This window comes from Ensifer sp. (assembly GCF_035999135.1).
Classification (GTDB): domain Bacteria; phylum Pseudomonadota; class Alphaproteobacteria; order Rhizobiales; family Rhizobiaceae; genus Ensifer.
Genome location: NZ_DASYGZ010000182.1, coordinates 1 through 12,250, shown reverse-complemented (window position 1 = coordinate 12,250; position 12,250 = coordinate 1). Strand labels below are relative to the sequence as shown.

Below are 12,250 nucleotides of genomic sequence, written 5' to 3'. Positions count from 1 at the left end.
CTGAATGGCCGGTTTGAAGGCAACAAAAAAGCCCGGCATGCCGGGCTTTTTGCATTTCAGCAGATCTGCTTCACGCGACCGCCGTGGAAATCCACGAGGAGAGAGCCGTCTTCGGCGCAGCACCGACCTTGATGTCAGCCACTTCGCCGGCCTTGAACATGGCGAGCGTCGGGATCGAGCGCACGCCGTACTGCGCGGCCAGTTCCGGGTTCTCGTCGATGTTGAGCTTGGCGACCTTGACCTTGCCGGCGAGCTCGTTCGAGATTTCCTCGAGGCTCGGAGCGATCATTTTGCACGGGCCGCACCATTCGGCCCAGAAATCGACAACCACCGGCTCGGCGGAGTTCAGGACTTCCTGCTGAAAATTGGACGTATCGACTTTTACAGTAGCCATAGGCTGCTCCTTGCGTTCGGAATGGGAGTATCCAGATGTTGTGTCTCATGTGAGGGGGACAGGCTGGATTTTCAATATCCGGTATCTCACTTTGTCGCGAGGTCTTCAAGGCTCCTGTCGAGCGCTTCGTCGTCAACGACAAGGATGGCCGGTCCTTCGGTGAAGATCAGCACGCAGCGGAACCGATGGTCGGGATAAAGTGGCCGCAACAGCTCGCGATAGATGGCAAGCTGGGCCCTGTAGGCGAACGGCACCGTGTCCGGCGTGGTGGGGACGTGCCGGTTGGTCTTGAAATCGGCGATCGTCACGACACCATTGCCGGCCGAAAGGCGGTCGATGCGACCGGAGACGGCGTGATCGCGTTTTCCAAGCGTGAGCGTGCCCATGACGGACACCTCCGCGCGGCTGCCCTTGGAAAACAGCGCGATGAGATCGGGGTGGTCGAGCACGGTTTCGACGCCGTCGATCAGTGCCGCTCGCTCGGCGTCCGACCAGCGCGGAACGGAGCGGGCCAGGTAGCGTTCGGCCGCCGCGCGGCGTTCATCGGCTGATATCGACGGCAGGACCTGCAGCAGGCGATGCAGGATAGCGCCGCGCAGCATCGAGAGGTTGGCGGGAGCCTTCTCGGAAAACAGTGCCGATGCGACCAGCACCTCGCCCTCGTCCTCGTCGACGGCGATGCCGACGCCGGAGGGGCTCAGCGGTCGCGGCAGGCGTTTTTGCGGCGGTAGCGGCGTCGAGAGCGCCTTTGGCAATCCGGCGGCCGAACGAGTGTGGTCCGCCGATGTCGCCTCGCTCAAAGGGATATCGCGATCGACATGGGTCTCGCGCCAGGCGTGGCCGCCCCATTCCTCGCTGCCCGCTCGGAACATTGCCGCGTGGCCGCGGCCCTTCTCGTCCTGAGAAAGGCTCGCCTGAACCATGGCGTGCCACGTATCGGCGACCGCTCGCTGACCCCGGTAGCCGCAGACAATCAGGCGGTCGGCGGCACGGGTCATGCCGACATAGAGCAGCCGGCGATATTCTTCCTCGGCGAGCGTCTTCAGCCGCTCGTTGTCGGCAGTGACACGCGAATTCGATTCCGAACCCGGCGCACGCCACACTGGAAGAGACAGGAGGGTGCCGTCGCGCTCGGCCAACTCGAGAAAACGCAAGGCGGGAACATGCTGGTTGCTGAACGGCGCACCGCCACCGTCGACAAGGAAGACGACGGGCGCTTCAAGCCCCTTGGCCGCATGGACGGTCATGACCCGAACCTCGTCGCGCTCCTTGTCCTGCTCTCGCTTGACCGTCGGCGCTTCCATTTCCAGCGTCGAGACGAAGGCCTGCAGACCGGGCAGGCCGCTTCGTTCCTGGTCGAGCGCGAAGGTCAGGAACTCGTCGAGAATATCGCTGACTTCGCTGCCGAGTCGCGCCAGGAAGGCCGCCCGGCCACCATGAACGCCGAGCACGCGGGCATAAAAATCATGTGGCGCGAGCTGACTGGCGAGCGCGATATAGGATTTCAGTGTTCGCGCCGTCGAATGAAACAGGATCTCGTCGGCGGCTGCGTCCTGCAACCGCTGCCAGAGGCTCTCGCCGTCGCGGCGGCGGGCCGCCAGCTCGAACAGCGCGTCCTCGCCAAGGTTGAACAGCGGGCACTTCATCAGGGCCGCCAGGGACAGATCGTCCTGCGGCAACAGCACGAAGCGGCCGAGGGCCAACAGGTCCTGGATGGCGATATGCTTGGTCAGCACCAGGCGGTCGGCACCTGCGACCGGAATATTGCCGCGGCGCTTCAGCGCCCGGGTCAGCGCGTTGACGAAGGCATCCCGCTTGCGCACCAGCACGATCACGTCTCCGGGCCGCATGGCCCGGCGGCGGCCCTTCTCGACGATTGTTTCCTTGCCGATCCAGCTCTCAAGCGTACCGGCGATCCGGCGGGCGAGGATATTGACCGGTGCACTCTCGGGCGTGGCGTCAAAGGCCGCCGTCCATTCCTCGTCGGTATCGGCCGGCTCGGCGGCAAGCACATCCCAGATATCGACGGCGCCCGGGTGGCCGATTCGGTTCGAGGCATGCACGACCGGTTCGTTCAGGGCGCTGAGGCCCCGCGCATGCACAGGGTTTGCAAAGACCGCGTCGACGGCCGAAAGCACGTCGACGGTCGAGCGGAAGGAGAGCTGCAGCCGGATCGGCTCGAAGGCCTTGCCGCCGTCGCGCACCCGTCGCTCGGTCTCGATGCTCTCGCGCGAAAACCGTTCCGGCCGCGCACCCTGAAACGAATAGATCGACTGCTTCTCGTCGCCGACCGCAAACATCGTCCGCTCCGTGCCGCGGGCGCTTTCGCCGGAAAAGAAGTCGGCGGCGAGCGCCTGGATGATCGTCCACTGCGTCGGGCTGGTATCCTGGGCCTCGTCGACGAGAATATGGTCGATGCCCTGGTCGAGCTTGTAGTGCACCCAGGCACTGACGTCGCCGCGGGCAAAGAGCGCGGCGGTGCGGTTGATCAGGTCTTCGAAATCGAGCTGGCTGCGCCGTCGCTTGAGTTCCTCGTAGTCGGCGTTCAGCCGCTCAGCGAGCGTCAGGGCCGCAAGCGTCGCTTCGAACATTTTCAGAATGCTGACGCGGTCGATGCAGGCGACGACATGGCGATAGGCCTCGTCAACCAGATCCACAAGGTCGGGTGCCGCCGTCTGCATGGCCTTGTTCAGGAAGGCGGATTGCGCGCGGGGTTTGCCGGTGCCGGTAAAGAACAGATGTCTGAGACCATCGTAGCGGGCCTTGAGATCCATCGGTCGGGAGACGGCGCGCAAACCCTCCGAAAACTCCAGAACCTTGCTCCCTCCGGCGCTCTTTGCCAGAGAGAAGTAGCGCTCGAGCGCAGCACCATTCAGCCCCGCAAGCGGCCACACGTCAGCCATCGCACTGTCGGCGCTTTCATAAGGCGCCAGCTTCAGCGCCCGGCGCAGCTCGGCTTCGGTCCCGCCATGGGCAGACGCATGTTGCAGAAAGGTCTGGATGGAGGTCCGGTTCGCAACGATTGCCGCCAGCAGCTTTTCCAGTCCGGTATCATCGGCAAGGTCGAGCACGCTCACAAAGGCATGCGTCAGTTCCGGATCGTCCTTGGCGGCGGCCGCGGTCAGCAACAGCCGGCGCGCATCGGCGAGAAGCACGGCCGCGGCGCGGTCGTCGAGAACAGAGAAGTGCCCGGCGACATTCGCTTCCAGCGGAAACTGGTGCAGCAACGCTTCGCAAAAAGCATGGATCGTCTGGATCTTCAGGCCGCCCGGCGTCTCGAGCGCCCGGGCAAACAGGCGTCGGGCTTCCTGCAACTTGAACAGCGACGGCCGCTCGCCCTCGATGGTCTCGATCCGCTTTTCGAGCGCCTGGTCGTCGAGCGTCACCCATTCCGCCAGCCGCTCGAAGACGCGGTTCGACATTTCAGATGCCGCTGCCTTGGTGTAAGTCAGGCAGAGAATGGCCGAGGGGCGGCAGCCGGCCAAAAGCAGCCGGATGACACGCTGGGTCAGCACGTGCGTCTTGCCGGAACCGGCATTGGCCGAAACCCAGGCGGAACGCTGAGGGTCGGAGGCGAGCGATTGCCGGCGAGACGTCCAGTCGAGCCAGGCCTGCGGCGTGGTCTCGATCGGGCCGAGGCTGTCATCCCTCATCGCCGTCCTCCTCGTCGTTGTCGGCTGTCGACCATTCGGCGACCCGTGCCAGGTGGTCGTATTCGCCGCCGTAGTCGCGCTCCTTCTGGACAATCAGCCGGGAGGCGAAACCATGCTTGCCCGAGAGCAGGGCGCTCAGCAGCTTTCTGAGTTCGCCAAGCGACTCGTCGGCAAGCTGTTCGGCGGACTTGGTCTCCTTGGATTTGCTGCCCTCGTTGTTGACTGCCTCCGACTTGAAGCGCGCGCCGGGCTTGAGCCTCACATAGAGAAGCGAATGCGGGTGGCTTGGCGGCACGCCCTTGAAGGCGCCCGCCTTCAGGGCGGCCGCTTCCAGGGCGAGTTGCGGGTCAAGCAGTACGCGCGCTTCCCTGACCGAGGGGCTGGAACCGGTCTTGTAGTCGATGATCTCGACGCTGCCGTCGGTCAGGGTGTCGAGCCGGTCGGCAATGCCGGTCAACCGCATGTCGGCGACGCCGAGTTCCATCGAGGCGGCGACTTCGGTGCGTGAGTGTCTGAGCCAACGTTTCCGCTCGCGCTCCCATTCGATGAAGGCGCTGCCGACAGCAGCGAAACGCGGACGCCAGATCGTGTCGATATGAACAGGCAGGCGTGCTTCGTCGAAGGCCTCGTTCAAGAGCCGGTTCATGGTCTCCTCGGCGGCGGGCGACAGGACGTCGACTCCTCCGCGGACGAAACGTTCGACGATCGCGTGGTAGAGCGTGCCGCGTTCAGCTGCACCCGGATCGGCGTTGAAGGGGAGCAGCGGGTGCAGGCGAAGAATGCGCCGGGCGTAAATGGCGTAGGGATCGCGCCGGAGCCGGGAGACCTCGCTGAAGGAGTACTTGCGCGGCTGCAGGTCGGCCGGCGACTTGGGGGCGGGGCGCTCGGCGAGCGGTTGGCGGCCGCCGTCGTCAAGCATGCGGGCCCAGGCAAGGTAGTCTGCGCCATTCGCGCGCAAAGCTTCGGCCAGACCGTCGCCTCCGAGCGCCAGCAGCCGCTGCAGCCAGCGCGAAGCGACGGTGGGGGCCGAACCCTGGCGCATGGAGCGGGTGAAGATCAGTCGCCGCGTGCCGCACGCCATCTGGAAGTCATGCGCAAGCTGGCCGATCCGCCGTTCGGGCGGCTCGAGCCCGATGCCGGTCTTCATCGTGCGCGACAGGAACGGGTCGTTGGCGGTCTGGCCCGGCCAGTTGCCCTCGTTCATGCCGCCAAGCACCACCAGATCCATGCTCTGCAGGCGCGATTCCAGCGCGCCGAAGATGAAAACGCGTGGGTGGCGCATGGAGCGCGGCTTGACGGCGGAACTTGCGGCCAGTGCCTCGATCACGTCGCACCATTGCGGACCGTCCGCGGTCATTTGTCCGTCGGTCTCGATGATGCCGCGAAGCAGCGTCGCGAGCGTATCGGCGGCCTCGCCGGACCACAGGCCGCCGAGGTCGCCGCGTTCATCGGCTGAGGCAGCTTCCAGCGCCTGGCCGGTGCGCGTCGCCCAGTCGGCGAAGGTGAATTCCTCCGAGAAGAGGCGGCTGCCGTCCTTGCTGCGCGTTAGTGCCGAGGCCAGCGGCGCCACTGCGACGCTGATTTTCTCCGCGAGATCGCGTGCCGCACCGAGATCGTCCTCGTCGATGCCGGATCGCCACTCAGGCGGGTGGCGATCCGCCTTGTGCTGGACGATCGCCGCGTCGATGAGGGGCGCGAGCGCAAGGATATCGACGGTCGCAGTGCTCCCGCGCAGTGCCATGCGTTCAAGCGCATCCGCGCCCCGACGCATCGCGTCACGGGAAAGTCCGAAGCGCGCCTGCGGATGTTTCAGCAGCGCGACCAGGGCAACGGGATCGCCGGGCCGGAGGCTTGCTTCCAGCAGAAGGCGCATGAAACTGCCCTGTGGCGTCGACGACAGGGGTGTGCCGGCGGAATCGTCGGCCTCGATGCCGAAGCGCACAAGCTCGACTGCAACCCGTCTTGCAAGGTTCCGGTCGGGCGTGATCAGGGCCGCCTGGCTGTCCTCGTCGCCCTCGAGCGCCAGCCGCAGGGCAACGGCGATCGCCGCCGCCTCCTCGCGTTCGTTGGCGGTTTCGATGAGGGCGGCGTCGCCGAATGCGGCCTGCAATCCGTCGCGATTAAGGTTGCCGCGCATTTCGGTCCAGGCATCGGTCGCCTTCGCCGGCAACAGGGCGTGCGACAGGATTTCGGCGCGGAAGTCGAGGTCAGCCTTGGCGTCGGAAAGCGCAACCACGTCGCGGCGAAGGACCGCCATGCGCTTCAAGAGCCGATAAAAGCCGTATTGCGGATGGCTGCGGCTTGCCGGATCGGGTCTGGCCTCGAGCGCCGTGTCGGCGACGATCATGTCCCACTCGGTATCGCTCATCGTCTGGTCGAGCCCGGGCAGCACGATCGTGCCGTTGTGAAGCTTCTGCACGGCGGCGATCAGGGCGGCCGTCGCGGGGATGGAGCCGGTCGAGCCGGCAATGATGATCGGTCCTTCGATCTTGCCGAGCGCGATGCGCTGCGTCTCGGCCTGGAGGATGGCGTTCCGGTGGCGGGCGGGCGAGGATTGCTTGAGTTCCTCGAGACGTTCCGGCCAGTAGGTGCGGGCGATCTTCAGGAATTCGAGCGTCAGCTGCCACCAGAGCGCATGCTCGCCGGCGTCGAGCCTGTCGAGCTTGTCCCAGTCGAGCTCTTCCGTCTCCATCGCGTCGATGAGGTCGGAAAGGTTGCGCGCGAGCCAGATCGCGTCGGCCGGGCTGGCAGGCGCGATCAGCGGGCTTTCCGCATGGATGTCGAGCACCACCTTCGGCAGGCGGTTGCGCCAGGCCAGAATGAGCCGGCCAAGCTCGATCAGCCGCGCGGTGCCCGGCAGCGGCGGCGCGAGGTCGAGGACAGCCGGCACTTCGGCATCGAAGAAACCGCTGTCGTCGTCCGTCTCGCCGAGCGCCTTGATCGTCGGCAGGATGGTGGAGCGGCCACCGAGCAGATCAACGAACTCCGAGCGAAGCACACGGGCCGAACGCCGCGTCGGCACGAAGATCGTGACGCCGGCAAGCGGCAGGGGATCGGCGGCATCGTAGCGGAAGTCCGGTGTCAGGCTTCCGTCGCAGAGCTTTTCGGCGAGCGTCTTCAGGAAGGGGAGGCCGGGCGGGATCGTGAAGACGTTGGACCGGCGGCCGAGCATGCTCATCCCTCCGGCTGGTGGCGGCGGATCGCCGCCTCCGCTTCGCCGATCGCTTCAGGCGTTCCGACCGTCATCCAGTGGCCATCGAGCAGCAAGCCATGGAGTCGGCCGTTCTCGGCGGCGCGATCAAAGTAGATATTGAGGTTGAAGGCATCGTCGGGCGCATCGGCAAAAAGGCGGGAATGAAGTGCAATCGCGCCGGCATAGACCACCGGGTTTGACAGGCCTTCAGCGTAACGCGTGAGCTTGCCATCTGCGCCGAGCGAAAAATCCTTCTTGCCGTTGTGTCCGGTCGTGTCTTCGTCGCGGACGCATAGCAGCAGCATGTCCATGCGCTCCGCATCGAATGCCGCGGCCAGGCGCGTCAGATTGCTTGGCTTGTCCGCGCTCTCTCCCACCCAGAAGAGGTCCGCGTTCATCACCAGGACTGGACCTTCGGGCAGCAGTTTCAGCCCCTTGACCAGGCCGCCGCCGGAATTCATCAGCGCGTCGCGCTCGTCCGAGATCAGGATCTCCGGTGCGTGCCTCTGGGCGAGATGCGCCTCCATCCGGTCCGCAAAATGATGCACGTTGACGGCCGCCCGGGTCACACCTGCCTCAACCAGCAAGTCCAGCACATAATCGATCATCGGCTTGCCGGCGATCGTCACGAGCGGCTTCGGCATGGTGTTGGTGATTGGCCGCAGCCGGGTGCCGAGGCCCGCGGCGAGCACCATCGCATTGCTGATCGACATTGCTTCTCTGTCAGTTCGCTGATTCGGATCCGAGGATTCCGGTCTTCATACACCAGTCGTGCAAGGGTTTCAGCGATTGATGTGAAAGCGCTGTCTGAAGATAGGCGAAAGTGCGCGGCATGTGCTTCATGTAGCCGGGCTTTCCGTCGCGCTGCATCAGCCGCACCCAGATGCCGACAAGCTTGCAGTTGCGCTGCGCCGACATCAGGTGCCAGTCGCGCAGGAACGTCGCTTCGTCAAAGCGGGCGTCTGCCCGCCGGTCTTCAAGGTAGGCCGCCATCATGCGGCTCGACAATGAAGATGGGATGGTGACGCGGGCATCCTGAATCAGTGAGGCCACGTCATAGGCGGTCGGGCCGATCATCGCGTCCTGGAAATCGATGAGCCCGATCCGGTCCAGCCCCTGGCGTTCCTCTCGCCAGATGATGTTCGGCGAATGGAAATCACGCAGAAGCAGATTGGTCTCGGAGCCCCGGAGAAGATCGATCAGGCCATCCCAGATCTCGCCGAATTCGCGCTTCTCGGCGCCGCTTGCCGGCTCGCCGCGTTTCCAGGGCAGGTACCAGTCGGTCAAGAGCCGGGTTTCGATCTTCATCGCCGCGCGGTCGAAATCCGGAATGCGGTGGACGATGGCCTGATCGACGCTGATCTCCCCCGGCGCGCTCTCGGCGTGCAGTCGCGCAAGCAGTCGTGCGCTTTCGACGTAACGCTCGTCGATCGGTTGCCCGGCCTTATCGAGAATGCCGTCGGATCCGAGGTCCTCGATCACCAGGATTCCCTGGGCGAGGTCGCTGGCGTAAATCTTGGGCGCGGCAAGTCCGCGCGCCAGCAGCAGCTGGTCGACCGCGACGAAGGGGACGACATCTTCGGCGATGTGCGCGAGTTGCTGGTAGTATTTGCCGTCTTCCAGGATCGGACCTGGCTTGTGGCGCGGTGAGTCCATCAGAATCCGGCTAACGGAACCATCGGCAGGGTGGATGCGCTCATAGGCGCGGATGGAGGCATCGCCGCTCAAGTGACGGCGGCGCGCGTTCGGGTAACCGTTCCGGTTGAGAAAATCGCGAATCGCGAGCGTGCGGGAGATCCGCTGCAGTTTGTCCTCAGGGCCCGAAATCGTGACGCGCCGACCGTCTTGCTCATGCTGTATGGCCAGCGTGATGCGGCTGACGGGCAGGGCGTCGTCGGCCCGTTCCGGCCATTCGACAAGACAGATGCCCTGCGACAGCGCCTCGTCGAAACCGAGTTCGTCCAGTTCGCTGGAATCGGCCAGCCGATAGAGGTCGAAATGCGCGACCGGGATACGCAGCTCGTAGGTCTGAACCAGGGTGAAGGTCGGGCTTGGCACTTCCAGCCCGTCATCGTCGGACAGCGCCCGCAGAAAGGCGCGGGCAAAGGTCGATTTGCCGGCACCGAGATCGCCTGAAAGGGCCACGCAGTCACCGGCCTTGAGAGCCAGCGCCAGGTCCTCGCCGAGTTCGATCGTTGCCGCCTCGTTCGAAAGATGGCGTTCGATCGCCGGCATCATTCGGCCGCAACGGTCGTCGGCACATCCGCCGAAGGAATGCGGCAGGTCACTTCCGTGCCTTCGCCTTCCTTGCTGCGGATCGAGACGGTGCCGTTGTGCAGGCTGACGAAACTCTCGACGATGGAAAGGCCGAGGCCGGCGCCACCGCGCTGGCCGTGGCTTTCGAAGCGGTTGAACACCGTGTCGAGCACATCCTGGGGAATGCCGGGCCCGCTGTCGGTGACCGAAAAGATGAAGTCCCCGCCCTCGCGCTGGCACTTGAGATCGATGACGCTGCCGTCCGGCGCGAAGTTAGCCGCATTGGTCAAGAGCTTGACGAAGATCTGCTTCAGGCGCTGCTGGTCGGCGACCATGCGGCCGAGATTGTCGGGTGCTGCGATCCTGAGCGTCACGCCGCTTTCGATCAGCCGGTCGGCCATCTGGTGGGCGATATCGTCGAGGAAGTCGGTGAGGCTAATGTCGGCAAGGTCGAGCTGGACGATGCCGGCGTCGACCGTCGCGAGATCGAGGATATCGTTGACGATCGTCAGAAGCAGCGACGAGGAGGTGGCGATGTGGTCGACATATTCCGCCTGCCTGTCGTTGAGGTCGCCAAAGGCCGGTGTCTTCAACAGGTCGGCGAAGCCGATGATGTTGGTCAGCGGCGAGCGCAGTTCGTAGGACACGTGGTGGACGAAATCGTTTTTCAGGGCGTCCGCCTTGCGCAGGGCCTCGTTCTTTTCCGTCAGCGCACGCTCGACCCTGACACTGTCGGTGATGTTGACGAAGGTCAGCATCGTCTGCGCGTTCGGCAGCGGGATGACGGCGTAGTCGAGGATCAGCCCGGTGCGAAGTTCAAGGATGCCGCGGCTCGAGGGGCGCTCGTCATCGAAGCTGGTGATGATGTGGGTGAACCGCTTCCATCCGTCCGGCTGGTCGTAGGAGATCAGGCAGGCCTGCTCGATCGCCTTGATATGCGTGCCGGGCTTGGCCTCGGCCTCGTTGATGCCCCAGATCGCGCGGAATGCCGGGTTTGACAGACGGATGCGTCCATCGGGCCCGAACACGGCCACGCCTTCGGCCAGATGGTCGATGGTCTCGCCCTGGACCTGAACCAGCGTATTGTAGCGCGTTTCGAGATCGACTTTCTCGGTCAGGTTCTCGAACACCCAGGTCACGCCGCCCTGTGGGCGTGCGGTGGCAAAGACGCGCAGCGTCTGGCCGTTCGGCAGGTGCCAGAGGTCGCTCTGGGTGTCGAGCGCCTGGTAGACGGAAAGCGCGTTCGCCTTCCATTGTTTCCAGTTGAGTTGCTCCGGCAGCTGGCCACCGGCCCGCAGGCGATCCAGCACTTCGCCATTGTCGGGCTTGCGCTCGAGGAAGCCGATGTCGAGATTCCAGAGCCGCTGGAAGGCCTGGTTATAAAACTGCAGACGCTGGTTGCCGTCGAAGATCGCGACAGGGGTCGCGAGGTGATCGAGCGTCTCGGCATGGCTCTTCAGTGTGCGGTTGAGCTCTTCGCGCACCGCTTCGATGCCGGACACATCGACGGCGATGCCGGCCGAGCCGGCCCGGCTGCGGGCGTCCACGACGTCGAAGAAGGTGCGGTTGCCGCGCACCACCGTCGAAACCTTGTCGCGGAACGGCGTGTCGAAGGTCGAGACGGAGCGGATTTTCTCACGCGCCACCGTGGCGAGCAGCTCGCGCCCCTCGCTGACGGCGACGCCCACGTCAGGAGCCTCCACAGCGTCGGCATAGGCCTCGTTGACCCAGGTGAGCGCCCCATCGGTGCCGCGCTGCCAGACCGGCAGGTCGATCGCGTCGAGCAGCGAACGGAAGGAGACGAGTGCGGAGTTGAGCCGGTCGTGCTCGAGCTTCAGCTCGGCAAGCTCCGCCCGCATGTTGTTGAGCGCGATGAAGCGCACAAAGGCGCGTCCACCTGAGACGCGTCCTTGCGCTTCCAGCACCTCGTTGCGCTGGGTTTCAAGAACCAGGTCAAAACTGCGCGCCTGGGTACGAAGGGCGTCGATTGCCTTTTCCAGTTTGCCGGCGGACTGCGCCTTGATCCAGCGGCCAAAGGCGAGAAAATCGCGGTCATCCGCCGGCGCGCCGGTCTCTGTCGGCAGTTGCCCGAGCAGTTCCGCGCGCTCCGCAAGCCCGTCCCAGATGACGATCCGGCGGTTCTTGTCGGCGACCAGCGCCTGATAGCGGGAAAGACGCTGGTTGGCGTCAGACAGGTCGGACCGGAGGTCCCGGTTCTCGGCCTCGATGTTGCCGCGCTGGCGGATCAGCCAGATGGCCGAAATCATCGCGGCCGAGATGACACCGATCAGCACGGAAAAGGTCACGACTTCGGACGAGCCGAAGATGTTGGCCTTCTGCGGAGCGACCTGCGCAAGCGCATCGGTCGCTGCAAAAAGGGCGGTGCCGGCGAGGAGCTGGCGCAGGAACTTCGGGCCCTTGCGGCGTGTGCCCGGAAACGTTGTCTGATCTGTGTTCATGGCGCTGCCATCCCCGTCTGTCCGAGAGGTGCTGCCGGCCTTGTTGCGCCCTGCACAGGTCCATCGAGGCCCTGGTCAGGGGCCTGCGTCAGTTCCGATTGCATCCCCGGTCTGTCTCCGTCTGTTTGCCGCCTATTCGACAAGACATCCCATTCGCGATGCCCAAGGTCCGCACCGGCATCACGAATCAATGGGTTAGAGCATACTTCCTCGTCGAATCGTCGGGAAGGGAGGCGCCCAAAAAAGCGGCCGCGCTCTCTTGTCAAGAACGCGGCCACAAGATGTTGTGGATTGC

Annotated in this window: 6 protein-coding genes; all 6 read right to left on the bottom strand. The window is 64.7% G+C overall.

The features are described from left to right. Nucleotides 1–70 precede the first annotated feature (70 nt). Nucleotides 71–394, bottom strand: coding sequence for a thioredoxin (gene trxA / locus VGO12_RS23900; protein WP_034801674.1), 324 nt, complete (start codon nt 392–394; stop codon nt 71–73). A gap of 86 nt (nt 395–480) precedes the next feature. Next, on the bottom strand, nt 481–4,047 hold the full coding sequence (gene addA, locus VGO12_RS23895; protein ID WP_327515223.1) for a double-strand break repair helicase AddA: 3,567 nt from the start codon (nt 4,045–4,047) through the stop codon (nt 481–483). After that, entirely contained in the window at nt 4,037–7,219 is a 3,183-nt protein-coding gene (gene addB / locus VGO12_RS23890) for a double-strand break repair protein AddB (RefSeq protein ID WP_327515222.1), read from the bottom strand. Before addB ends, addA begins: the two co-directional genes overlap by 11 nt. Before the next feature lie 2 nt (nt 7,220–7,221). After that, nucleotides 7,222–7,953 (bottom strand): nucleotidyltransferase family protein, encoded by a 732-nt coding sequence (locus tag VGO12_RS23885; RefSeq protein WP_327515221.1) that lies wholly within the window; start codon nt 7,951–7,953, stop codon nt 7,222–7,224. Nucleotides 7,954–7,963: 10 nt separating this feature from the next. Further along, on the bottom strand, nt 7,964–9,475 hold the full coding sequence (gene tsaE, locus VGO12_RS23880) for a tRNA (adenosine(37)-N6)-threonylcarbamoyltransferase complex ATPase subunit type 1 TsaE (protein WP_327515269.1): 1,512 nt from the start codon (nt 9,473–9,475) through the stop codon (nt 7,964–7,966). Next, the gene (locus tag VGO12_RS23875; RefSeq protein WP_327515220.1) at nt 9,475–11,955 is read right to left on the bottom strand and encodes a PAS domain-containing sensor histidine kinase; all 2,481 of its coding nucleotides are present in this window, start codon (nt 11,953–11,955) and stop codon (nt 9,475–9,477) included. Before VGO12_RS23875 ends, tsaE begins: the two co-directional genes overlap by 1 nt. Between the last annotated feature and the right edge of the window lie 295 nt (nt 11,956–12,250).

Bases quoted from the DNA above. Each gene is read 5' to 3' on its own strand.
- trxA (WP_034801674.1), bottom strand. From the start codon at position 394: ATGGCTACTGTAAAAGTCGATACGTCCAATTTTCAGCAGGAAGTCCTG.
- addA (WP_327515223.1), bottom strand. From the start codon at position 4,047: ATGAGGGATGACAGCCTCGGCCCGATCGAGACCACGCCGCAGGCCTGG.
- addB (WP_327515222.1), bottom strand. From the start codon at position 7,219: ATGCTCGGCCGCCGGTCCAACGTCTTCACGATCCCGCCCGGCCTCCCC.
- VGO12_RS23885 (WP_327515221.1), bottom strand. From the start codon at position 7,953: ATGTCGATCAGCAATGCGATGGTGCTCGCCGCGGGCCTCGGCACCCGG.
- tsaE (WP_327515269.1), bottom strand. From the start codon at position 9,475: ATGCCGGCGATCGAACGCCATCTTTCGAACGAGGCGGCAACGATCGAA.
- VGO12_RS23875 (WP_327515220.1), bottom strand. From the start codon at position 11,955: ATGAACACAGATCAGACAACGTTTCCGGGCACACGCCGCAAGGGCCCG.